The organism is uncultured Sphingomonas sp. (genome assembly GCF_913778135.1).
Taxonomy (GTDB): domain Bacteria; phylum Pseudomonadota; class Alphaproteobacteria; order Sphingomonadales; family Sphingomonadaceae; genus Sphingomonas.
Genome location: NZ_CAJYVU010000017.1, coordinates 1 through 21995 on the forward strand (window position 1 = coordinate 1; position 21995 = coordinate 21995).

At 65.5% G+C, this 21995-nt stretch carries 23 protein-coding genes; 16 read left to right on the forward strand and 7 right to left on the reverse strand.

Annotation, left to right across the window (positions count from 1 at the left end):
• The first annotated feature begins 77 nt into the window (after positions 1–77).
• The 4 genes from secB (at position 78) to QZ847_RS01525 (ending at position 3679) form a co-directional block, all read left to right on the forward strand.
• Positions 78–590, forward strand: coding sequence for a protein-export chaperone SecB (gene secB, locus QZ847_RS01510; RefSeq protein WP_294352451.1), 513 nt, complete (start codon positions 78–80; stop codon positions 588–590).
• A gap of 29 nt (positions 591–619) precedes the next feature.
• The gene (murJ, locus tag QZ847_RS01515; RefSeq protein ID WP_294352453.1) at positions 620–2209 is read left to right on the forward strand and encodes a murein biosynthesis integral membrane protein MurJ; all 1590 of its coding nucleotides are present in this window, start codon (positions 620–622) and stop codon (positions 2207–2209) included.
• A gap of 5 nt (positions 2210–2214) precedes the next feature.
• Positions 2215–3222 (forward strand): tryptophan--tRNA ligase, encoded by a 1008-nt coding sequence (gene trpS / locus QZ847_RS01520; RefSeq protein ID WP_294352535.1) that lies wholly within the window; start codon positions 2215–2217, stop codon positions 3220–3222.
• 154 nt (positions 3223–3376) lie between these two features.
• The gene (locus QZ847_RS01525) at positions 3377–3679 is read left to right on the forward strand and encodes a PspC domain-containing protein (RefSeq protein WP_294352455.1); all 303 of its coding nucleotides are present in this window, start codon (positions 3377–3379) and stop codon (positions 3677–3679) included.
• A gap of 5 nt (positions 3680–3684) precedes the next feature.
• Here the strand turns inward: QZ847_RS01525 and dnaA are convergent, their stop codons facing one another.
• The 3 genes from dnaA to mutM all read right to left on the reverse strand — a co-directional run bounded on the left by dnaA (position 3685) and on the right by mutM (position 6793).
• Positions 3685–5148, reverse strand: coding sequence for a chromosomal replication initiator protein DnaA (gene dnaA / locus QZ847_RS01530; protein WP_294352537.1), 1464 nt, complete (start codon positions 5146–5148; stop codon positions 3685–3687).
• Between the two features lie 442 nt (positions 5149–5590).
• Positions 5591–5854 carry a 30S ribosomal protein S20 gene (gene rpsT, locus QZ847_RS01535; RefSeq protein WP_093002412.1) on the reverse strand — a complete coding sequence of 88 codons (264 nt, stop codon included), beginning with the start codon at positions 5852–5854 and terminating at the stop codon, positions 5591–5593.
• Positions 5855–5950: 96 nt separating this feature from the next.
• The gene (gene mutM, locus QZ847_RS01540; protein WP_294352458.1) at positions 5951–6793 is read right to left on the reverse strand and encodes a bifunctional DNA-formamidopyrimidine glycosylase/DNA-(apurinic or apyrimidinic site) lyase; all 843 of its coding nucleotides are present in this window, start codon (positions 6791–6793) and stop codon (positions 5951–5953) included.
• Between the two features lie 122 nt (positions 6794–6915).
• Here mutM and QZ847_RS01545 point away from each other — a divergent pair, with 122 nt between their 5' ends.
• From QZ847_RS01545 to QZ847_RS01575, 7 genes are read left to right on the forward strand one after another with little or no spacing between them, the layout of a single operon-like run.
• On the forward strand, positions 6916–7653 hold the full coding sequence (locus QZ847_RS01545; protein WP_294352460.1) for a class I SAM-dependent methyltransferase: 738 nt from the start codon (positions 6916–6918) through the stop codon (positions 7651–7653).
• A complete protein-coding gene (gene ubiB, locus QZ847_RS01550) occupies positions 7650–9188 on the forward strand; it encodes a 2-polyprenylphenol 6-hydroxylase (protein ID WP_294352462.1) in 1539 nt (512 codons plus the stop codon). Before QZ847_RS01545 ends, ubiB begins: the two co-directional genes overlap by 4 nt.
• A 38-nt stretch (positions 9189–9226) precedes the next feature.
• Positions 9227–10216, forward strand: coding sequence for a hypothetical protein (locus QZ847_RS01555; RefSeq protein ID WP_294352464.1), 990 nt, complete (start codon positions 9227–9229; stop codon positions 10214–10216).
• A 24-nt stretch (positions 10217–10240) separates the two neighbouring features.
• Positions 10241–11419 carry a bifunctional phosphopantothenoylcysteine decarboxylase/phosphopantothenate--cysteine ligase CoaBC gene (gene coaBC / locus QZ847_RS01560; RefSeq protein ID WP_294352466.1) on the forward strand — a complete coding sequence of 393 codons (1179 nt, stop codon included), beginning with the start codon at positions 10241–10243 and terminating at the stop codon, positions 11417–11419.
• On the forward strand, positions 11409–11858 hold the full coding sequence (gene dut / locus QZ847_RS01565) for a dUTP diphosphatase (RefSeq protein WP_294352468.1): 450 nt from the start codon (positions 11409–11411) through the stop codon (positions 11856–11858). The genes coaBC and dut overlap by 11 nt, the downstream gene beginning before the upstream one ends.
• The gene (locus QZ847_RS01570; RefSeq protein WP_294352470.1) at positions 11858–12217 is read left to right on the forward strand and encodes a hypothetical protein; all 360 of its coding nucleotides are present in this window, start codon (positions 11858–11860) and stop codon (positions 12215–12217) included. The genes dut and QZ847_RS01570 overlap by 1 nt, the downstream gene beginning before the upstream one ends.
• Positions 12214–12984, forward strand: coding sequence for a HesA/MoeB/ThiF family protein (locus QZ847_RS01575; RefSeq protein WP_294352539.1), 771 nt, complete (start codon positions 12214–12216; stop codon positions 12982–12984). The genes QZ847_RS01570 and QZ847_RS01575 overlap by 4 nt, the downstream gene beginning before the upstream one ends.
• 4 nt (positions 12985–12988) lie before the next feature.
• On the opposite strand, the gene galU is transcribed toward QZ847_RS01575, so the two are convergent.
• Positions 12989–13858, reverse strand: a complete 870-nt coding sequence (gene galU, locus QZ847_RS01580) for a UTP--glucose-1-phosphate uridylyltransferase GalU (protein ID WP_294352471.1) — start codon at positions 13856–13858, stop codon at positions 12989–12991.
• Positions 13859–14073: 215 nt separating this feature from the next.
• Here galU and QZ847_RS01585 point away from each other — a divergent pair, with 215 nt between their 5' ends.
• Both QZ847_RS01585 and QZ847_RS01590 read left to right on the forward strand, forming a co-directional pair.
• Positions 14074–14766, forward strand: coding sequence for a metallophosphoesterase family protein (locus QZ847_RS01585; RefSeq protein WP_294352473.1), 693 nt, complete (start codon positions 14074–14076; stop codon positions 14764–14766).
• Between the two features lie 106 nt (positions 14767–14872).
• Positions 14873–15112, forward strand: coding sequence for a hypothetical protein (locus tag QZ847_RS01590; RefSeq protein ID WP_294189913.1), 240 nt, complete (start codon positions 14873–14875; stop codon positions 15110–15112).
• Positions 15113–15566: 454 nt separating this feature from the next.
• On the opposite strand, the gene QZ847_RS01595 is transcribed toward QZ847_RS01590, so the two are convergent.
• The 3 genes from QZ847_RS01595 to QZ847_RS01605 form a co-directional block, all read right to left on the reverse strand.
• Positions 15567–16121 carry an FKBP-type peptidyl-prolyl cis-trans isomerase gene (locus QZ847_RS01595; protein WP_294352475.1) on the reverse strand — a complete coding sequence of 185 codons (555 nt, stop codon included), beginning with the start codon at positions 16119–16121 and terminating at the stop codon, positions 15567–15569.
• A 105-nt stretch (positions 16122–16226) separates the two neighbouring features.
• Positions 16227–16433, reverse strand: coding sequence for a 30S ribosomal protein S21 (gene rpsU / locus QZ847_RS01600; RefSeq protein ID WP_007404630.1), 207 nt, complete (start codon positions 16431–16433; stop codon positions 16227–16229).
• A 111-nt stretch (positions 16434–16544) separates the two neighbouring features.
• Positions 16545–17369: a carbon-nitrogen hydrolase family protein gene (locus QZ847_RS01605; RefSeq protein WP_294352477.1), complete on the reverse strand. Its 825-nt coding sequence runs from the start codon at positions 17367–17369 to the stop codon at positions 16545–16547.
• Between the two features lie 105 nt (positions 17370–17474).
• On the opposite strand from QZ847_RS01605, the gene cysS reads away from it, so the two are divergent.
• The 3 genes from cysS (at position 17475) to QZ847_RS01620 (ending at position 21961) form a co-directional block, all read left to right on the forward strand.
• On the forward strand, positions 17475–18902 hold the full coding sequence (gene cysS, locus QZ847_RS01610) for a cysteine--tRNA ligase (RefSeq protein ID WP_294352479.1): 1428 nt from the start codon (positions 17475–17477) through the stop codon (positions 18900–18902).
• A complete protein-coding gene (locus tag QZ847_RS01615) occupies positions 18899–19837 on the forward strand; it encodes a D-2-hydroxyacid dehydrogenase (protein ID WP_294352481.1) in 939 nt (312 codons plus the stop codon). The genes cysS and QZ847_RS01615 overlap by 4 nt, the downstream gene beginning before the upstream one ends.
• Before the next feature lie 753 nt (positions 19838–20590).
• Positions 20591–21961, forward strand: coding sequence for a class II 3-deoxy-7-phosphoheptulonate synthase (locus tag QZ847_RS01620; RefSeq protein WP_294352483.1), 1371 nt, complete (start codon positions 20591–20593; stop codon positions 21959–21961).
• Positions 21962–21995 lie beyond the last annotated feature (34 nt).

The following is a 21995-nucleotide window of genomic DNA, read 5'->3' on the forward strand; positions in this document are numbered from 1 at the left end:
CTGCTAATCGCGCCGCAACTGGGCCAGGCGCGCGGCATTCGGCGCGACGGCGCTCTTTTCTCGCAAGGATCAGGATCATGGACGAGCAGGACAACGGCGTAACGCAGGACGGCAACCCGTTCGAGAACGGCGCCGACCAGACGCCCACCGCCGGGCTCATCTCGCAGTACGTGAAGGACCTGTCGTTCGAGAACCCGAATGCGCCCGCGATCTACCAGAACGAGACCCCGCCCGAGATCAACGTCCAGTTCGATATCGGTGCGAACCAGGTCGGCGAGGAAGTGCACGAGGTCGTGCTGAAGATCGAGGTCAAGGCGACCTCGAACGGGCAGACCGCCTTCATCACGGAACTTAGCTACGCCGGCCTGTTCGGGTTGCGCAACATCCCGGCCGAGCATGTTCAGCCGTTCCTGCTGGGCGAAGGGCCGCGCCTCCTGTTCCCGTTCGCGCGCCGCGTCGTGTCGGATGCGATCCGTGACGGCGGCTTCCCGCCACTGGTGCTCGAGCCGATCGACTTCAACGCGCTGTTCCTGCAGCAGGCGCAGCAGCAAGGCATCCAGTTCGGCGACGGTCAGGTCGGCCACGCCTGATTCCTGACGGGCCGGGAGCGACGTAGGCGATGAACCTGGCCCGTGCCCTCGGCTCGGTCGGCGGGCTGACGCTTGCCAGCCGCGTGCTGGCGCTGGTGCGCGACACGTTGCAGGCGACCTATGTCGGCGCGAGCTTCGCGTCGGACGCCTTCTTCGTCGCGTTCCGCCTGCCCAACATGTTTCGCGCGCTGTTCGCGGAAGGTGCCTTTTCCGCCGCGTTCATTCCGCTGTTCAACCGCAAGGTGGCGGACGGCGGCGGTACCGCGGCCGGTGTCGACTTCGCCGAGCGCGCGCTGGCAGTGCTCTTCCCGGTGCTGGTCGCGTTCACCGCGATCATGCTGATCGCCGCTTACCCGATCACCTGGGGGCTGTCGGGTGGGTTCGAGCGGCAGCACCCGACCTCGGCGCAATTCGCGTTCGCGGTGACGCTGTCGCGCTTCACCATCCCGTATCTGATGCTGATCTCGCTGGTGTCGCTGCTGGGCGGCATCCTCAACTCGCTCAACAAGTTCTGGGTCAACGCCGCGGCGCCGATCCTGCTCAATGTCGCGATGATCGCCGGGCTGCTGTTCTTTCACGGCGACAATGCGTACGAGACCGCGCGCGCACAGGCGATCTCGGTCACCGCGGGCGGCGCGCTGCAGCTTCTTTGGTTGATGTGGGCGTGCCGGCGCGCTGGCGTGTCGCTGCGGCTGCGCTTCCCGAAGCTCGACGACGACGTGAAGCAGCTGATGAAGCTGATCGTGCCCGCCGCCGCTGGTGCAGGTGCGGCGCAGATCAACCTCGCTATTTCCACCGCGCTGGCAGGCGGGTTGCTGTCGGCAGGGTCGATTTCGGCAATCTATTATGCCGACCGGTTGAACCAGTTGCCGCTTGGCATGATCGGGATCGGCCTCGGCACCATCCTGCTCCCGGTCGTATCGCGTCTGCTCAGTGAGGGGCGTGAGGCCGAGGCGCTGGAGACGCAGAACCGCGGCCTCGAACTCGCGCTGTTCCTCACCCTCCCCGCCACCGCCGCCTTCGTCTTCGCGGCCGAGCCGATCGTGCGCGGGCTGTTCCAGCACGGCGCCTTCGACGCCGCCGACACGGCGCGCGCGGCGCTGGCGCTGTCGGCCTTCTCGATCGGCCTGCCGAGCTACGTGCTGGTCAAGGTGCTGACCCCCGGCTTCTACGCGCGCGCGGATACGAAGACGCCGGTGCGGCTGGCGCTATGGTCGGTCGCGATCAATCTGGTCGGCAATCTGATCCTGATCCCGGTGCTGGGCCGCTACGACATCGGGCAGGTCGGACCGCCGCTCGCCACTGCGATCGCGTCGACCGTCAACGTCACCTCGCTCTACGTCACGCTGGCGCGACGCGGTCACTTCACGCTTGACGCGCAGGTGCGGCGGAAGGCTCCGCGCCTGGCGATCGCCGCCGCGCTGATGGGTGCGACGCTGCTGCTCGTCACGCGGCGGATCGATCCCTATCTGACGGGAAGCCTGCTGACGCGTGGACTAGCTTTAGCGGTGCTGGTCGGCGCGGGCGTCCTCGTCTACGCGCTCGCCTGCTTCGCGACCGGCGCGTTCCGCGTCGCCGATCTTCGCTCCCTCCTTCGCCGCAGAGCCTCCTCCCGATGACGAATATGCGCGTTGTTTCCGGCATCAAGCCGACCGGCAACCTCCACCTCGGCAACTACCTTGGCGCGGTGAAGCAGTGGGTCGCGATGCAGGATCAGATCCTGTCGCAGGGCGGCGAGACGATGTATTTCATCGCCGACCTTCACGGCCTGACCGAGTGGATCGCGCCCGCGGACCTGCGCGCCAACACGATCGAGATGACCGCGACCTTGGTCGCCGCCGGGATCGATCCCGAACGTTCGATCCTGTTCAATCAGGCGCGGGTGCCGCAGCACAGCGAGCTGTCGTGGCTGCTGAACAACGTCGCGCGCGTCGGCTGGCTGAACCGCATGACACAGTTCAAGGACAAGGCGGGGAAAAACCGTGAAGGCGCGAGCGTCGGGCTGTACGACTATCCCGTGCTGATGGCCGCCGACGTGCTGCTCTACAATGCGACGCACGTTCCGGTGGGCGAGGATCAGAAGCAGCACCTCGAGCTCGCGCGCGACATCGCGACGAAGTTCAATGTCGATTACCAGACCGAACTCTTCACCCTGCCAGCTCCGCTGGTGAGTCAGGCTGCGCCCCGGATCATGAGCCTGCGCGACGCGGGCGCCAAGATGTCGAAGTCGAACCCGTCGGAGCAATCCGTCGTCAAACTGATCGACTCGGACGAGTTAATCGCGGACAAGTTCCGCCGCGCGAAGACCGACCCCGACCTGTTGCCCGAAACGTGGGAGGAGCTGGAGGGTCGACCCGAGGCGCGCAACCTCATCACGATCTTCGCCGCACTGGCAGACCGCACGACGGCCGAGGTCGTGGCGGATTATGCCGGCAAGGGGTTCGGCCAGTTCAAGCCCGCGCTTGCCGACCTGGCGGTGGCGAAGCTCGGACCGATCCGCGACGAAATGACGCGGCTTCTCGCTGATCAGGGCGCGATCGACGCGATCCTCGAGCGCGGGGCGGAGCGTGCGCGGGACCTGGCCGCACCGCTGCTTTGGCGGGCACAGGAGGCGATGGGGCTGCTCATCTGAGCGTGTCCACACGCCAGATATTGGCGCATCGCACCACATCAAATTCCGCAAACGCCTGTCATTACCGGTGAGTCAATGACTTAGCGACTTGGCACGATTGGTGCTCAGCAATCCGCATCGAGGCTGCGGCCTCCCATGATGCGGAGCGAAGACCATGACCGATCAGGCGAACTCGACTAGCGTAAAGCCCGGACGCGACAGCATCTTCGGCGTCTGCGCCGCGCTTGCCGCCGATTTCGGCTTCAATCCGCTGTGGCTGCGCCTCGCGATCGGGGCGGGACTGATGGTGAACATGGAAGCAGCGCTCGCTGCTTATGTAGTGTTAAGTGCGATCGTGGTGATCAGCCGCGTCGCTGCGCCCGATGCCAAGACGCGCCCGACGCCTGCCTCGAACGTTGCCGCAGTCGCCTCGCCCGAGCAGGACGTCGAAGAAGTATCGCTCGCCCGCGCCGCCTGAGCGCGTCAGGCCTCGAGCTGGTGGATCAGCGTGCGCACCGCACCGTCGACGTCGCGGTCGGTGTCGCGCAATTCCTCGATCCGGCGGACCGCGTGGATTACCGTGCTGTGATCGCGTCCGCCGAACTTGCGGCCAATCTCGGGCAGCGAGCGCGTCGTCATCCGCTTGGCGAGGTACATCGCGATCTGTCGCGGCCGAGCAACGGCGCGCGCGCGGCGGGCGGAGAGCAGGTCGATCTGCTTGATCTCGAAATGCTCGGATACGAGCTTCTGGATCTCATCAATCGTTACCCGTCGCTGAACGCCGCGCAACGTGTCGCCGAGCACGCTCTGCGCGAAGCCGAGATCGATCACCTCGCCGGTGAGCGAGGCATAAGCGACGACACGGTTGAGCGCACCCTCGACTTCGCGAATCGAGGAAGCGATCCGGCACGCGATCATGTCCACGACCTCTTCGGGCACGATCGCGTCGGGTAGCTCGGCCAGGCGCTGCGCCAGCACGGCGCGGCGCAACTCAAGCGTCGATCCCTTCACGTCGGCGACCAGCCCCGCGCTCATCCGCCCGAGGATGCGCGACTCGACCCCGTCGAGTGCCTGTGGCGCGCGATCAGCGGAAATCACCAGCCGCTTGCCCGCAGCCATGATCTCGTTGATCGTGTGGAAGAATTCCTCCTGCGTCGCATCCTTGCCGGCGATGAATTGAAGATCGTCGATCAGCAGCAGGTCGCAGCCGCGCAGGCGAGACTTGAAGGCGTGGGTGTCGCGCGCGCGCATCGCAGCGACGAAATCGAACATGAAGCGCTCGGCCGACATGCACAGCACACGTGCATCGGGGCGGGCTTCGAGAAAGGCGTGTCCGATCGCGTGCATCAGGTGCGATTTGCCCTGCCCGGTGCCGCCATGGATGAAGAGCGGGCTGAACCGGACCGGACCCGGCTCGGCGAGGGCGCGCGCGGCGTTCAGCGCGACGCGGTTGGACGGATCGGCAACGAAGCGCTCGAACGTGTAACGCGGGTCGAGCTGCGGCCGCTCGATGTGGAGGACCGGCTCCGAGGCTGTGCGCGGTGCGGGGGTGACGGGCGCGGTGGCGAAATCAAGCAGCGGGGCTGCCGCCGCCGCCGCCGCCGCGTGCTGCGCAGGCGCGGGCGCAGGCACCGCAATCGTCATCACCTCGGGTGTCGTTGTCGCGCGGCGCGTCTCGATCGCGACGCTGCGCACTCGCGGCAGCAGCGCGCGGAATTCGTGTACCAGCCGCTCGGCATAGTGATTGCGGACCCAGTCGGTCATGAACGCGGAGGGCAGCGCCAGACGCACATCCTCGCCGTCACACGGCTCGACCAGCGACATCGGGGCGAGCCATTGATCGAACAAGCGTGCACCGGCGGACAGGCGCAGGTTGGCGCGGACGCGGGCCCATGCCCGGCCCGTGTCGCTCAACCCCGTCTGATCACCGCCGTGAAGCACGCACAACTCTCCCGTTGCCGCGAACGAGTGTCCGCAGCGCCCAGTCTTCAAAGGTCAGAACTGCCCAAACGCGGTCCCCACCACGTCGGGTCGCCAAGCTGATCCGTTTGCCCCAACCGAGCGAACGCCGGCTTGGAGCAACAGGATTAGGAACAAGGGCGTGAGTCGATCAAGTCCGCGCGCGGACACAAAAACGAAATAAAGCGGATTGACACGGAATTCGGCGCTGAAACGCGTCGAAAATCTAATAAGCTACTGTTTGAACGCGATTTTCTAGCTGCGTGCGTGAGTGCGCCCAACACGAATCGCGGACTTCCCTAGCTTTTCAAATCCGCGACGAAATGGCGGCCTTTCCGATCACGGAATGTTCCATTTGATCAGCAACAGGCATGAAAAAAGGCCCGTCGGGTCACCCCGACGAGCCTTTAACAATCGCTTAAAACGCGCTTCAGGCGAGCGCGGTCAAACGCTTCGTCAGGCGCGAGAACTTGCGCGACGCGGTGTTCTTGTGAAGCACGCCCTTCGCGACGCCACGCGCGAGCTCAGGCTGCACCGCCGCGAGTGCCGTGGTCGCCGCAGCCTTGTCACCGGCCGCAAGCGCTGCCTCAACCTTCTTCACGAAGGTGCGGATGCGGCTGACGCGGGCACCGTTCACTTCGGCCCGGCGCTCGTTGCGGCGGATGCGCTTCTTGGCTTGCGGCGTGTTCGCCATGTAGGTCCTCTGATCTGCTGAAACGTTGACAAAGGGCGCGGGAACGGCCCGCCACCCTCGTGAAGGTGCCGCGCATAGCGATCCGCCGTGGTAGCGTCAACTCTTGCGACGACTTGGCCGCGGCTGTCCCGCCTGACAGGCCGGGCACCAGAAGGTCGACCGACCACCCTCTGCGTAGCGCGCGACCGTACCACCGCACCCGCACGGTTCGCCTTCACGACCGTAGACGGCGAACTGTTTGGAAAAGTAGCCGAGCTCGCCGTCGGGTCGCGCATAATCGCGCAAGGTCGAACCGCCCGCGATGATCGCCGCATTGAGCACCAGGCGAATCGCATCGATCAGCCGGACCAGATGCGCGACGCCGATCTCTCCTGCGGCGCGATGCGGATCGATCCGGGCGTCGTACAGTGCTTCGCACACGTAGATATTGCCAAGGCCCGCCACGATACGTTGGTCGAGCAGCACGAGCTTGATCGAGGTCCGCTTGCCCGTGAGTGCGGCGCGGAGATAATGCGCGTTGAACGAGGGGTCGAGCGGCTCCGGCCCGAGCAGTTGAAAGGCCGGGAACGCCGTCAGCGCGTCGGTCGCGACCAGATCAACCGAACCGAAGCGTCGCGCATCGTTGAGCGCCAGCCGCCTGCCCTGCCCCGTCTCGATCACCAGATGGTCGTGGGTCTGCAACTCCTCGGGATCGACGCGCCAACGTCCCGACATGCCGAGATGAAAGACCATCGTGTCGCCGCGGTCTGTGCCGATCAGCCCGTACTTGGCGCGACGGCCAAGCGAGACGACGCGCGCACCGGTCAACCGCTGTCGCAGGTCATCGGGAAAGGCGCGGCGCAGGTTGGCGCGGCGCGCCTCGACCGTGGTGATCACCTGATCCTGCAGCACGGGGCGCAGTCCCCGCACCGTGGTCTCGACTTCGGGAAGCTCTGGCACGCCCAGCGAGCTAGGTTGCGTTTGCCCGACCGGCAAGGCTTGGCTAGAGCGGCGTCATCTGCCCCGCACAGCGTGCGCATCCGCGCCACGCCCGCTGGCACCGACGACGAACGGATGAAACGTTGAGCGAGCAAGAAACCGTCTCCTTCGGGTACGAAGACGTGTCCCCGACCGAGAAGACGCAGCGCGTGCGCGGCGTGTTCTCCAACGTGGCGAGCCGATACGACCTGATGAACGATGCGATGTCGGGCGGCATGCACCGGTTGTGGAAGGACCGCTTCGTACGCCGGGTGAAGCCGCGCCACGGCGAGCAGATCCTCGATATGGCGGGGGGCACCGGCGACATCGCGTTCCGCATGGCGCCGTCTGGGGCGGCGATCACGGTTGCCGACATCAACCCGGAAATGCTCGGCGTCGGCATGAAGCGCGCGCAGGAGCGCGGACTGACCGGGCTGGTCTGGACCGAGGCGAATGCCGAGACGCTGACGTTCCCGGACAAGTTCTTCGACGCGTACACGATCGCGTTCGGCATCAGGAACGTGACCGACATTCCGAAGGCGCTGCGCGAGGCACACCGTGTGCTTCGCCGCGGCGGCCGTTTCTTCTGCCTCGAATTCTCGACCACGACGTGGCCGGGCTTCGGCGAGGTTTATGACGCTTACTCGCACAAGGTCGTGCCGCAACTGGGCAAGCTGCTGGCGAACGATCCCGACAGCTATCGCTACCTGATCGAGTCGATCCGCCGCTTTCCCGACATGCCGTCGTTCGAACGGATGATCGGCGAGGCGGGCTTCGTACGCACGCAGGTCGAGCCGATGCTGGGCGGGCTGGTCGCGATCCACAGCGGCTGGAAGATTTGACCTCCGCCATCGTTCACACCTGGCGACTGCTCAGCTGGGGCCGCACACTGGCGCGCCACGGCGCGCTGCGCGGGATCGAGCGTGACCCCAACACGCCCGCACGGTTGCGCCGCCTGCTCCGCCTCGCCCGGTTTGGTGCCCGTGTGCCCGAACAGCCGCGCTACGCCGACGCGTTCGAGGCGCTGGGGCCGGCGGCGATCAAGTTGGGGCAGACGCTCGCGACGCGCCCCGACATCGTCGGCGAGGATGCCGCAACCGGCCTGCTGCGGTTGCAGGATGCGGTGCCGCCGATCCCCTTCTCGGTAGTGTGTACGCAGCTGAAGGCGAGCTTCGGCAGACCACTGGACGAGCTGTTCGCCGAGATCGAAGAGGTCCCAGTCGGCGCCGCGTCGATCGCGCAGGTGCATCGCGCAACCACGACCGACGGGCGGCGCGTCGCGGTCAAGGTGCTGCGCCCCAACGTCGAGGAAGATTTCGCGCGCGCGATCGACACCTACGAATGGGCGGCGGCGCAGATCGAGCCGATGGGCGGCGAGCTCGCGCGGCTGCAACCGCGGCTCGTCATCGAGACGTTCAAGCGCTGGACCGCGCGCGAGCTTGATCTCAGGCGCGAGGCGGCGTCGTCGTCCGAGCTCGCCGAGAACATGTCGGCCGAACCCGGCTTCCTCGTTCCCGCAATCGACTGGCAGCGCACGACGGGGAAGGTACTGACCAGCGAGTGGATCGACGGCATCAAGCTGTCGAACCGCGCGGCGCTGATCGCGGCGGGATACGACCTGCGCGAACTGGCGCGCGTGCTGATCCACGCCTTTCTTCGGCAGGCGATCGCCGATGGCTTCTTCCATGCCGACATGCACCAGGGCAATCTGTTCGCGGTGCCGGGCAATCGCGTCGTCGCGATCGATTTCGGCATCATGGGGCGGATAGACCGGCGCGCGCGCGTCTGGCTGGCGGAGATCCTCTACGGGCTGATTACCGGCAATTACCGGCGCGTCGCCGAGATCCATTTCGAGGCAGGCTACGTGCCCGCGCACCACGATGTCGGTGAATTCGCAACCGCGTTGCGCGCGGTCGGCGAGCCGATGCGTGGGCTGCCGGTCAAAGAGATGTCGATCGGCATGATGCTCGACTCGCTCTTCTCAATCACGCGCGACTTCGACATGATCACGCAGCCGCACCTGCTGCTGCTGCAAAAGACGATGGTGATGGTCGAGGGTGTCGCGACCAGCCTCGACCCCGACATCAACCTGTGGGAAACGGCAGGTCCCTTCGTCGAAAATTGGATCCGCAACGAACTGGGTCCAGAGGCCGCGATCGCCGACCGCATCGTCGCCGATGTACGCACGCTGGCGCGACTTCCCGAGCTCGTCCGCCGGATCGAGGCGCGCTACCCGGCCCCAGGCGGCGCGCCGCCTGCCCCGCCGCTGCGCCAGATCGAGGTGGTGCGGATCGGCGCGGGCTGGCGCTACGTCGTGGTTGCCGTGGCAAGCGCGGCAGTCGCGGTCGGCGCGATGCTCATCGGCACGGCGTGGTAGCGACTGACCATCGCCGCGGCTCGCTGCCAGTGAGCCGCATGGCCGAGCTGCGCCGCACGACCGCGCGGATCGCGCTGGCCGCGGTCGCCTTCCTGATCGTCGGAGCCGCGCTGCTGGCCGGACCTGCGCTCACGCTCGGTGATCAAGACCATGTCGCGATGGTGTCGGCGATGCGCGACGGGAGCGGCTTCTACGGACTGATCGCCGGGATCGTGCCTGCTGGCGCGTTTGCGGGACGGCTGGTGCCGCTGCCGACTCTGGCGGTCGTCGAGAGCAGCGTCGGCGTGCTCACGCTGACGATCCTGCTCTGCGCGGTGCTCGCGTCGCTTCTGCTGGTCGGGTGGAACCGACTCGGCGAGCTCTTCACGCATCTGCCTGCACGTCTGACCGCCGGATTGCTGTTACTTGGTGGGAGCAGCGTGGGAGCGCTTCTGACCATCGTCGAGCCGCACGCAGGCTGGACCGCGCTTCTGGTTGCCTGGTCGCTGCTGCTACGGCGTCGCGACCGCTGGGTAGAGGCGGTAGCGCTCGGTGCCGCGGCGACGACGATCGATCCTGCCGCGCTGCCATTCGTCATGGTCATGGCAGCGGCCGCGATGCACGAGGGTGAAGCTAGCGAGGCGGGCGGTTGGCTGCTCGCGGCGGTGCTCGGCTTGGCGACGTGGATCGCGCACCGCGCCGCGTTGTCGAACCTGGCCATAGCGAGCGTCGGTATCGGCGCACCGTCACCCCCGATCGACCTCGCGGCCGCAGCGTTCCTGCCCGGCATGCCGGCGTGGCTGAGCGCGGCAAGCTGGATGTTGGCTGTGCTCGGTTGGTTTTCGGTGCGAGACCCACTCGCTACACGTGTCGCAGTCACGACTGCAATTGGGGTACTGCTAGCACTTCTGCCAGGCATGCAATCGGCAGCTACCCTCACCATCGTGCTGCTTCCCCTCGGGCTGATGTTTGCGGTAGATGCGATCGCGTCGCTGATCCGTCAGGCATCGAGCCGGCGCCGCATTACGGTGACGCGCGTGGCGCGTTGAGCACGAGCGAGGTAGGTTAGGCACGTGAGCCGGATATTGCTGATCGTCGGTGGCGGCATCGCGGCCTACAAGGCGTGCGAGATCGTGCGCGGCCTGCGCAAGCGCGGCCATTCGGTTCGCTGTGTGATGACAGACGCGGCCGGACATTTCGTCACGCCGATGACGCTGGCCGCTCTCTCCGAGGACAAGGTCTACACAACCCTGTGGGACCTAAAGGATGAGACGGAGATGGGCCATATCCAGCTCAGCCGCGAGGCAGACCTGGTCGTGGTCGCGCCCGCCTCTGCCGATCTGCTCGCGCGTATGGCGGGCGGGATCGCCAACGATCTGGCGACGACGCTGCTGCTCGCCACCGACAAGCCCGTGCTCGCCGCGCCGACGATGAACGTGCGCATGTGGCACCATGCCGCCACGCAGCGCAACGTCGCGCAGCTCCGCGCCGACGGTATTGACGTCATGGAACCCGATGAGGGTGCGATGGCGTGCGGCGAATGGGGTGCGGGCCGCCTGCCCGAGCCGGAAGCCATTGTCGCAGCCATCGAGGCTGCGTTGGCCCCCTCATTTGACCGACCGCTCGCCGGCAAGCGCGTGATCGTCACTGCGGGGCCGACGCACGAGCCGATCGATCCGGTCCGCTACATTGCCAATCGATCCTCGGGAAAACAGGGTTTTGCAATTGCCGGAGCCTTGGCGGCGCTCGGCGCCGGCGTGCGACTGGTCGCCGGACCGGTAACGCTCCCGACGCCAGCGGGCGTGACGCGCATCGACGTGGAAACGGCGCGCGAGATGGCGCTCGCGGTCGATCACGCGCTTCCCGCCGATGCCGCCGTGATGGTCGCCGCTGTCGCCGACTGGCGCGTCGACGCCGCTGCGGGACAGAAAATCAAGAAAGGCGAGGCACAGCCGGCACTGACGCTGGTGGAGAACCCCGACATTCTTGCCGCGCTCGGGCAAAGCGATCGTCGTCCCGGATTACTGATCGGCTTTGCGGCCGAAACCGAGCGCGTGGTCGAGCATGCCACCGCCAAGCGTCTGCGCAAGAATGCCGACTGGATCGTCGCCAACGACGTGTCTGGCGATGTCATGGGTGGTGACGCCAACACCGTTCATCTGGTGACTGCGGACGGTGTGGAGAGCTGGACCAGACTGCCGAAGCGCGATGTGGCGCAACGGCTCGCACGAAGGATTGCCGATGCCCTCTGAGCCGATCCGCATCGCGGTGCAGCGCCTGCCAAACGGTGATGATCTGCCTTTACCCGCCTACGCGACGAATGGGGCGGCCGGCATGGATGTTGTCGCGGCGGAGGACATCGTGCTCGAACCGGGAACACGGGCCGCGGTCGCGACGGGTTTTGCACTCGCGATCCCAACGGGTTATGAGGTCCAGGTGCGTCCACGCTCCGGCCTTGCCCTGAAACACGGCGTCACGTGCCTGAACACGCCCGGCACGATCGACAGCGATTATCGCGGAGAGGTGAAGGTGATTCTCGCCAACCTCGGTCAGGAGTCGTTTGCCGTGCGCCGCGGGGACCGGATCGCGCAACTCGTGCCCGCCCCCGTTCTGCGCGCCGAGCTGGCCTTGGCAGAGACACTCGACGATACTGCGCGCGGCGCCGGCGGGTTTGGCTCGACCGGGCGCTGATGCTGTTCGCGCTCTTCCTACAGGTCGCCGCGACGATCAACAGCCCGCCGGCTGACTGGAGGACGCTGCCGCCCTTGCGTGCGCCGACCGCCGAGGCGGCGGAACTCGTATCCGACTACGTGCGCGACGAAGTTCGCGCGGGACGCTGCGCAGCGCCGCAGCCAGGCACGCTGTCGATTGATCTGGCGGTTTATGTCGCCGAGTCGGGGCGTGTGCGTCGCATCGTCCCACGCGCGATCAATTGCCCCACCGTGGAGCAATATGCCTCCGGCGTCGCGTTGCGCAGCCTTCGCGGCCAGATCGAGCCGCCCGAGATGGTCGGCTGGCACCGGATGACGATCGCCTTCACATGGCGGTGACGCTCTCCACGGACGAAGTCGCCCGCTACGCGCGCCATGTCGTCCTTCCCGAAGTCGGTGGCCCCGGTCAGCTTCGGCTGAAGCGCGCGCACGTTGCCGTGGTCGGCGCGGGGGGCATCGGTTCGCCTGCACTGCAATATCTCGCCGGGGCTGGCTTCGGCCGCATCACCGTCATCGACGACGACCGGATCGATACGTCGAACCTTCATCGCCAGACCCTGTTCTCGGGCGACGAGCGCGGTCAGGCCAAGGCTGCGCGCGCGGTAGAGGCGATCGGGCGGATCAATCCTCACGTCGAGGCGCATGCTGCGGTCGAGCGGATCGATGCTAGCAACGCCGACGGGCTGCTCGACGGTGCCGATGTCGTGATCGACGGGAGCGATAACTTCGCGACCAGGCTCGCCGTGGCGGATGCGGCGCTGGCGCGGCGTGTTCCGCTCGTCTCCGCTGCGGTCAGCCGGTTCGAGGGTCAGGTCGCAGTGTTCCGCGGCTGGGAGGCAAACAAGCCGTGCTATCGCTGCTTCGTTGGCGACGATCCGGCGCGGGAGGGGCTGACCTGTGCCGAAGAAGGCGTGCTCGGTCCCGTGACCGGCATACTCGGCAGCATGGCCGCGCTGGAGGCGATTCGAGCGGTCGCACCATTCGGTGACGATAGCGCGGGCACGTTGCTGTTGGTCGATCTGCTCGCGCTACGCTTTCGAACCCTTCGCCTGCCTAAGGACCCTGGATGCCGTGCGTGTGGCGGCGCGGGCGTGCGCGCCGCCTGACGCATCAGCCGAGCAACTCACTCGCGAATTTGCGCACTGCCGGCCCGATATCCTCACGCGCGAGCGCCAGCGCGAGATTGGCCTGGATGAAACCTTCCTTGCCGCCACAGTCGTAGCGCTCGCCGTCGAAGGTGAAGCCGTGGAACGGTTGCCGGCCGATCAGCTGCGCCATTGCATCGGTCAGCTGGATCTCGCCGCCCGCACCTGTCTCTTTTGCATCAAGGATGCGCATGACCTCGGGCTGCAAAATATAGCGGCCGGGGATCATCAGGTTCGAGGGCGAGGTGCCTTCAGCGGGCTTCTCGACCAGTGCGGTGACTTCGGTCAGCCGACCGTCGACCTTGCCCGGCGATATGATGCCGTACTTGCTCGTTTCCTCGTCGGTGACCTCGAGCGCGCCGATAACGTTCCCACCGACCTGATTGTACGCATTGACCATCTGCGCCGTGAAGTTGGGGCTGCCGACCATCAACTCGTCAGGCAGCAGCACCGCAAAGGGTTCGTCGCCGACGATCTCGCGCGCGCACCACACGGCGTGGCCGAGACCCAGCGGCTCCTGCTGGCGCACGTAGACGGGTGAGCCGGGCTGCTGGCGTATGCTCTCGATTGACGACAGGCTCTTGCCACGCTCGCGCATCGTCGTCTCGAGCTCGTAGGAGATGTCGAAGTGATCCTCGAGAGCGGCCTTGCCGCGACCGGTGACGAAGATGATCTGCTCGATCCCCGCCTCCAGCGCTTCCTCGACCGCATACTGGATCAGCGGCTTGTCGACGACCGTTAGCATCTCCTTCGGCATCGCCTTGGTCGCCGGCAGGAAGCGCGTTCCCAGCCCCGCCACTGGGAACACCGCCTTGCGGACCCTCTTGATCGTCATGCGTATCCCCGTTTCGATGTATTGCCGTGGCGCTCTAACGGTCGTCGCGAGACCGGGCAAACGCCATATCATCCAACGCGATACGTCCTGATCGCCGGGCTTGCCGGCTGCGATGACTCCCGTTAACCGGCTGACCTTCGTCTATGCTGCGTAAATTCTTTCGCGGCGGCCGTGCGTCCGCTGCTCCGCCCCCGATGATTCCCGCAGGCCAACGCGTGTACGCGATCGGCGACGTGCACGGCTGCGTGGTCCAGCTGCGGCAATTGCTGACGATGATCGCCGCCGACGATGCCGGGCGCGGCAACGCCGAGACGACGATCATCCTCCTCGGTGATCTGGTCGATCGCGGTCCGGGATCGGCCGAGGTCATCGATGAGCTGATCGCGTTGCGTGAGCGTGCGCCTGCCACGCGCTTCATCGCCGGAAACCATGAAGAGGTCTTTCTTCATGCACTGCAAGGCGACGAACAGGCCTTGCGCATGTTCTGTCGCATCGGCGGGCGCGAGACGATCATGAGCTACGGCCTGAGCGGTCCCGAGTATGAGCGGCTCGATTATGTCGAGCTCGCCGGGGAGCTTCAGCGGATCGTACCGCCTGCACACACCGCCTTTCTCCAGTCGTTCGAGGATGTGATCGCGATCGGCGACTATGCGTTCGTGCACGCCGGCGTCCGACCCGGCGTCGCTTTGTCGGAGCAAAAGGTGTCCGACCTGCGCTGGATCCGCAGCACGTTTCTCGACCATGCCGGCCGGCACGAGAAGATGATCGTGCACGGTCACACGATTGCACCCGAGGTGGAACGAAAAGCCGGGCGAATCGGGATAGATACGGGAGCTTATGCCGGCGGGCCGCTGACTGCGCTTGGGCTTGAGGGCGAGGATCACTGGATCCTGCAGGCGACCGCCTAGTCTGTTTTCACCATTGCCAGTTGCGAAACGTCACAAGCCCTGTCGCAGGGGTTGATTTTGCCGGATCGGCGCTATATCGGCCAGCGGGAAGCAAAGGGAGTTTCACATGCGTCTTGCTAAGTACATGCTCGCCGCCGCTGCGGCGTCGGTTTCGGTTGCTCCGGCGATGGCCGCTCCGGTAAACCCGGCGAGCAGCCTGTCGGTGTCGCGCGCCGCTGCGCCGTCGGCGAAGAAGAACGAGCTCGCTGGTGGCGGCGTAATCATCGCTATCATCGCGGCTGCTGCCGTTGTCGCAGGCATCGTGGTTGTCGCAACCGACGGCGATGACCGCCCCGACAGCAACTAAGTTCAGCCAAAAGCTGAAAGAAATAGCGGCCTTCGGGCCGCTATTTTTTTGTCTGACGATCACCGATACTCGTCGCGGCGCGCTAGCTTCACCCAGCGCACGTTGGCTCTCGGTAAGTAGACGTTCGCGGACAGCGCTGCACCAACTATAACGGATGGCTTGCTGACCGGAACGCGCGCGGCGTCCAGTTGCGACTGTGGCAGAGGACTTGATCAGCGCGGAGGGCTGACCTGCACGCCGGCAGTACCCAGCCACGAAGGTACGACAGACGCTCGGATAAGAAGCGTTGACCTGTACGCGCCCGGCATCAAGCCGCCGCTTGGGCCGGTGCGGCGAATGCGTTGACATGCACGCGCGCGGCACCGAGGCTAAAAAGTAGTGGCCTGACAGGCACGAAAAAGGCGGGCTCGACCATGTCGAACCCGCCTCATACATTCGCATGATCGAAGCGTGATCAGCGGCCCTGCGGCTCGCCTCCCGGAACGGTGCTGCCCGCTGCCGCGCCACCAGGCACGCCGCCCTGCTGCTGCATCATCATCTGCTGCATGGCGCGGATTTGTTGCTCCGACATGAAGTCGACCAGTTCGACGTCAAACTGCAGCGTCGAATTCGCCGGGATCGGCCCCTTGTCCTCGGCACCGTAGGCTAACTCGGGCTTGATCCAGAAGCGGTACTTCGCGCCCTTGCTCATCAGCTTCAGCCCTTCGGTGAAGCCGGGGATCATGCGCGCGACCGGCAGTGCTGTCGGCTGATCGGCCTTGTCGAAGACAGTGCCGTTCATCAGCCGACCTTCGTAGCGGACCAGCGCCACGTCAGCATCGGTCGGGTTCAGTCCGCTGCCTTGCCTCAGCACCTTGTAGCGAAGCCCCGAAGCTGTGGTCTGGATACCGGTCGAGCCCGCCTGCGCGAGCGCCACTCCAGCAACCAGCGCGAAGACAAGCCCGAGCCACAGCCACAGCACATAGGCGCGCTTGACGGGAGCAATCGGCACGGCGGTGACGGTCGACATGGATCAGAGCACCTGCATTTGGCGCGATCCTGACCGGACCGCCATCACCCATAAAGGTAAAAAGGCCGCACCCCCACGCCTTTGCGCGAGGCGCGCCCCTGACGATTACCGTGCGCCGTCGCGCTCGGCGCGCTTGCGCTCCAGCTTGCGTGCGCGACGGACTGCGGCCGCACGCTCGCGCGCGCGCTTCTCCGACGGCTTTTCGTAGTGACGGCGCAGCTTCATCTCGCGGTACACACCCTCACGCTGCAGCTTCTTCTTGAGCGCGCGAAGGGCCTGGTCGACGTTGTTGTCGCGAACGATGATCTGCATAAAACCAATGAACTCCGGGAAAACGGCTACAGCGGCGGCAGGCAGGCCTGCGCCGAACGCGCCGCGTCTATCAGCTAGGTAGCGGCTCCGCAAGGCGCTAAGCACGCACGTTCACTCGATGCGTAACACCTCGCTGATCGCACGGCGATGGCGCAGTGCCGGAACGCGCGCCTGAACGCGATCGACTGAGGCAAGATCGAGATCGACGTAGCCGATGCCCGGCTGATCGCCCATGTCGAGCAGTACCTCACCCCACGGATCGACCACCAGCGAGTGCCCAAAGGTTTCGCGTCCATCCTGATGCATGCCTGTCTGTGCCGCGGCGATCACGAACGCGCCGGCCTCGATCGCGCGGGCGCGGAGCAGCACGTGCCAGTGTGCCGCCCCGGTCGGGCGCGTGAAGGCGGCCGGGACCGACAGCACGCGCGCGCCGGCGTCGCTCAAGGCGCGAAACAGGTCGGGGAAACGTATATCGTAACAGATCGTCACGCCCAGCGGTCCGACCGGGCTACCCACCACCACCGCCTGCTCTCCGGCCGCGTATGCAGCGGACTCACGCCACGACTCACCCGTGGGCAGATCGACGTCGAACAGATGCATCTTGTCGTAGCGCGCCCTGATGCCGCCGGTCGCATCGATGACGAAGGCACGGTTGGCGAGCATGCCGTCGGCTCGTCGCAGCGCTAGCGAGCCGAGGTGAACCCAGATGCCGGCGGATCGCGCCGCTTGCCTGACCGCCGCGAGAACCGGGTCGTCTTCCTCAGAATGGATCACGCTGGCAGCACGGGCGCGGTCGCGGTCGAGCAGGCCCGACATCTCGGGCGTGAACAGCATGGCGGCGCCTGCCCTGCGCGCTTCCTCGATCGCGGCGACGAGCGCGGCGGCGTTGGCATCGGGATCGATGCCGGTAGTCGTCTGGACGAGTGCTATCTTCATGAAGTCGCTTGTGCCACGTGGCGCATTCAAGCGCGCGTGCTTTCGACGCGCATGAACGAGAGCGAGCGGCTTGGCGCATGCGCGTGCCTGCGTTTAAGAGGTCGCATGACCGGCCCCACCCTCACCCTCTACAACAGCCTTACCCGCGCCAGCGAGCGGTTCGTGCCGATCGATCCCGGCAACGTGCGGGTCTATTCGTGCGGGCCGACCGTCTACCATTACGCGCATATCGGCAATCTTCGCGCCTACGTCTTTACCGATACGCTCTCGCGCGTGCTGACGTGGAAAGGCTATCCGCTGACGCACGTCATCAACATCACCGATGTGGGGCATCTAACCTCGGACGCGGACGTAGGCGACGACAAGATGGAGGCCGCGGCACGCGCGAGCGGGCGCGACATCTGGGAGATTTCGCGACACTATACCGCGGCGTTCAAGCGCAATCTTGCCGACCTAAACATTCGCGAGCCGAGCCGCTTTCCACTCGCGACCGATCACGTCGCGGAAATGATCGCTTGGGGCAAAGCGATCGAGGCGAAGCACTGCTACCGGCTCGATGACGGGCTCTACTTCGACGTGACCACCGTCCCCGATTACGGCGCGCTGGCGGGCGCGGCAGACGATGCCGCCGCCGGACGGATCGACGCGGTCGCAGGCAAGCGCCATCCGCAGGATTTCGCGATCTGGCGCACCACGCCCGCCGGCGAGACGCGGCAGATGGAGTGGGACTCGCCTTGGGGTCGCGGTGCGCCGGGATGGCATCTCGAATGTTCGGTCATGGCGGCGAAATACCTCGGGCCATCGTTCGACATTCACACAGGTGGCATCGATCACCGCGAGATCCACCACCCGAACGAAATCGCGCAGAACCAGGCGCATTGCGGCTGTACAGATACCGGCGCGACCTTCTGGATGCACAACAACTTCCTGGTCGATCGTACGGGGAAGATGAGCAAATCCTCAGGCGAGACACTGACGCTCGACCTGCTGGTGTCGCGCGGCTTTCACCCACTAGCCTATCGCCTGATGTGCCTGCAGGCGCATTATCGATCCGAACTGGAATTCTCCTGGGACAATCTTGCCGCGGCGCAGGTGCGATTGAAGCGGCTGGTTCACGCCGTCGGCGCGCTACGCGACCGTCCGCCCAAGCCCGGCGCGACCACGACCGCTTACCTTGAGCAACTAGATGCCGCGGTGTCGGACGACCTCAACACCGTGCGTGCGTTGCCGGTGCTAGACGCGATGCTCGCCGACAAGAAAGTGGCGCCATCCGATCGCCTCGCCGCGCTCGCCGACTTCGACGCGGTGCTGGGGCTCGGCCTTACGAAACTGACGCGTGAGGCACTGCGGGTGCGTCCCGTCGCCGCCACGATCACTGCCAACGAGGTTGAGGCACGACTGGCTGAGCGTCGCGAAGCGCGCGCGGCGAAGGACTTCCCTCGCTCCGACGCGATCCGGGATGAACTTGCGGCGGTCGGCGTCGAGGTGATGGATGGTGACCCGCTCGGTTGGGATTGGAAGGTGAAGCTATGAAGGCCGTTCTCCCTGCCATCGCGCGTCCGCTGCTAGAGTCGCATCTTCCTGCCGACATCGAGGCCGCGTGGTTTACATCGCCCGACGAGGCGAAGGCGATGATCGCCGACGCGGAGATCGCCTGGGTCGACATGCAGCCGACCGAGCACGTCGCCGACGCGATCCGCGCATCGGGCGATGCGCTCAAGTGGGTGTCGACGATCTACGCCGGTCTTGACGCATTTCCACTCGATCTGCTGCGCGAGCGCGGCGTGACCGTCACCAACGGTAACGGCATAAACGCGATCGCAGTGGCCGAATATGCCGTCATGGGCGTGCTGGTTGCAGCCAAGCGCTTCGACGAGGTCGTGCGCGCAAAGGATCGGTGCGAGTGGCCGAAGGATGCGCCGGGCAAGGTGGAACTCGCCGAGACACGCGCGCTGATCGTCGGCATGGGTGCGATCGGTCGCCTGATTGCGGAGCGGCTAGCGGCGTTCGGGGTGGAGGTGACGGGCGTCACCCGTTCCGGTCGCGACGGAACCCTGACACCTGACACGTGGCGAAACCGCCTCGGTGAATTTGACTGGGTTGTCCTCGCCGCCCCATCGACCGACGAGACAAAGGCCATGATCGGCGCCGACGAGCTCGCCGCGATGAAGCGGGGTGCGTGGCTGATCAATATTGCGCGCGGCGACATGATCGACGACCACGCGTTGCTGTCGGCGCTGAGCGAGCGACGGATCGGCGGCGCGTTCCTCGACCCGACCAGTCCCGAGCCGCTGCCGGCGGATCATCCGCTATGGCGCGCACCGAATTGCATGATCACCATGCACCTGTCGGGACGCAGCCAAACCAAAATGTTCCAGCGCGCGGCCGCCCTGTTCATCGATAATCTCGCTGCTTATCGCTCCGGCGACAGGCTCAAGAATGTAGCCGATCTGGACGCAGGTTACTGATGTGCCGGGCAGTCTGGGAGCGTTCCTAGACCATTCGCCTATGGCTCAAGCAGTATATCTCGCATCCGATCATTGCAGCCAGCGAATATTCTTCCTACGACGGTCCCGCTTTGAACCGGGAGTTTGGAGTTGGAAGCTAGATTAATCTTCGCTTACGGCCTGATCGCCGCGATCGCGATCGTCGGAAGCATTGCGGGCCTGATATGGTCGCGTAAGAATAAGGCACGCAAGCTGCGGCTGCGCGGGATCAAATCGTACACGCCGGTGAGTAATCGCTCGGCCGCGCGGTAATCCCTTCATCGTCTGGGAAAGCCGTCACTTCGGCGCTGCGAGCTGTTAAGCAGACAGGCGCATAGACAATCGGCTTCCCTTTAACGTCATGTGCTTCGATCCAGCTTGCACGCCTGCGTGGCGTGGTTGTGACGCGGTCGTGGACATAACCAACGTGACGTGGCGGCGGGTCTAGCATCTGCTCAGCCGTGGTTCAGCAAAACGGGTTCACCTGACACCTGCCGGGACAGGCAGGCGATCGATCATGCGACGCGGTACGCAGTGGACGTTGTTGTGGGCCTTTTGCCTTTGCGGATGGGCGATCGCGATTGCGTACATCATCTTCGATGTCCGCGGCGGTGCGCTGGACCTGTTCTGATGCGTCGCAACATCAGGGCGTGAGCATCTGCAAGGTTTCCTTCGTTGCGCGTAGAGCGTAACGCACACACGGATTGTTGCTCGAACATCAAGATGGAATTGAACATGGCCGCGAATTGGGCCCCCGACAGCTGGACCCACCACGAGGCACGCCAGCTTCCCGTATACCCCGACACCGCGCGCTTGCAGGATGTGACAGACCGTTTGTCCAACTTCCCGCCGCTGGTCTTCGCGGGCGAGGCGCGCAATCTGACCGGCGATCTTGCCCGTGTTGCGGAGGGAAAAGCATTTCTGCTTCAGGGTGGCGATTGCGCGGAGAGTTTCGCCGAATTCCATCCCAACAACATCCGCGACACGTTCCGCGTCATCCTGCAGATGGCGGTGGTGATGACCTTCGCCAGCAAGCTGCCAGTGGTCAAACTGGGGCGCATGGCGGGCCAGTTCGCCAAGCCACGCTCTGCGCCGAACGAGGTGATCGATGGCGTCGAACTGCCGAGTTACCGCGGCGACAACGTCAACGACATCGCCTTCACGCCCGAGTCGCGATTGCCCGATCCGGAGCGCATGGTGCGCGCCTATGCGCAGTCTGCCGCGACCCTAAACCTGTTGCGCGCATTTGCGCAGGGAGGGTACGCCAACCTGCACCAGGTGCATCGCTGGACACACGACTTCATGGGCCGCAGCCCGTGGGCGAAAAAGTACGCCGAAACTGCTGACCGGATCGGCGAAGCGCTCGACTTCATGGAAGCGTGCGGGATCAGCCCCGACACCGTGCCGCAGCTGTCGCAGACGACCTTCTACACTAGCCACGAAGCGCTGCTGCTGCCGTTCGAGCAGGCGATGACGCGGCAGGACTCGCTGACCGGCGACTGGTACGACACATCGGCGCATTTCCTGTGGATCGGTGATCGCACGCGCTTTGAAGGCTCGGCACACGTCGAGTTCCTTCGCGGGATCGGCAATCCGATCGGGATCAAGTGCGGACCGAGCCTCGAGCCCGACGCGCTGCTGCGCATGCTCGACACGCTTAACCCCGCGCGCGTACCCGGCCGCATGACGCTCATCACGCGCTACGGACACGATAAGATCGAGGCGCATCTGCCCCGGCTTGTCCGCGCGGTAACGCGCGAGGGCCATCCGGTGATCTGGTCATGCGACCCGATGCACGGCAACGTCGTGAAGGCGGCGAACGGCTACAAGACGCGGCCGTTCGATCGCATTCTGACCGAGGTGCGCGGCTTCTTCGCCGTCCATCGCGCGGAGGGAACGCATGCCGGCGGCATCCACGCCGAGATGACGGGGCAGAACGTCACCGAATGCACCGGCGGCGCAATCGACGTGACCGAGCAGAGCCTCGCCGACCGCTACCACACGCATTGTGACCCGCGCCTCAATGCAGGTCAGAGCTTGGAACTTGCCTTCCTTTTGGCAGAAATGCTCAACACCGAAATGGCGCAGCGTCGCAAGGCTGCCTGATCGCCCACGCTGGCGGAGAACGGCGGTGCCGCTC

Coding starts and splice junctions, on each gene's coding strand:
- murJ (WP_294352453.1), top strand. CDS start 620: ATGAACCTGGCCCGTGCCCTCGGCTCGGTCGGCGGGCTGACGCTTGCC.
- galU (WP_294352471.1), bottom strand. CDS start 13,858: ATGACGATCAAGAGGGTCCGCAAGGCGGTGTTCCCAGTGGCGGGGCTG.
- QZ847_RS01595 (WP_294352475.1), bottom strand. CDS start 16,121: ATGTCGACCGTCACCGCCGTGCCGATTGCTCCCGTCAAGCGCGCCTAT.
- QZ847_RS01605 (WP_294352477.1), bottom strand. CDS start 17,369: ATGAAGATAGCACTCGTCCAGACGACTACCGGCATCGATCCCGATGCC.
- rpsT (WP_093002412.1), bottom strand. CDS start 5,854: ATGGCGAACACGCCGCAAGCCAAGAAGCGCATCCGCCGCAACGAGCGC.
- rpsU (WP_007404630.1), bottom strand. CDS start 16,433: ATGCAGATCATCGTTCGCGACAACAACGTCGACCAGGCCCTTCGCGCG.
- QZ847_RS01590 (WP_294189913.1), top strand. CDS start 14,873: ATGCGTCTTGCTAAGTACATGCTCGCCGCCGCTGCGGCGTCGGTTTCG.
- QZ847_RS01570 (WP_294352470.1), top strand. CDS start 11,858: ATGCTGTTCGCGCTCTTCCTACAGGTCGCCGCGACGATCAACAGCCCG.
- QZ847_RS01615 (WP_294352481.1), top strand. CDS start 18,899: ATGAAGGCCGTTCTCCCTGCCATCGCGCGTCCGCTGCTAGAGTCGCAT.
- QZ847_RS01555 (WP_294352464.1), top strand. CDS start 9,227: ATGGCCGAGCTGCGCCGCACGACCGCGCGGATCGCGCTGGCCGCGGTC.
- dut (WP_294352468.1), top strand. CDS start 11,409: ATGCCCTCTGAGCCGATCCGCATCGCGGTGCAGCGCCTGCCAAACGGT.
- secB (WP_294352451.1), top strand. CDS start 78: ATGGACGAGCAGGACAACGGCGTAACGCAGGACGGCAACCCGTTCGAG.
- trpS (WP_294352535.1), top strand. CDS start 2,215: ATGCGCGTTGTTTCCGGCATCAAGCCGACCGGCAACCTCCACCTCGGC.
- QZ847_RS01620 (WP_294352483.1), top strand. CDS start 20,591: ATGGCCGCGAATTGGGCCCCCGACAGCTGGACCCACCACGAGGCACGC.
- QZ847_RS01525 (WP_294352455.1), top strand. CDS start 3,377: ATGACCGATCAGGCGAACTCGACTAGCGTAAAGCCCGGACGCGACAGC.
- cysS (WP_294352479.1), top strand. CDS start 17,475: ATGACCGGCCCCACCCTCACCCTCTACAACAGCCTTACCCGCGCCAGC.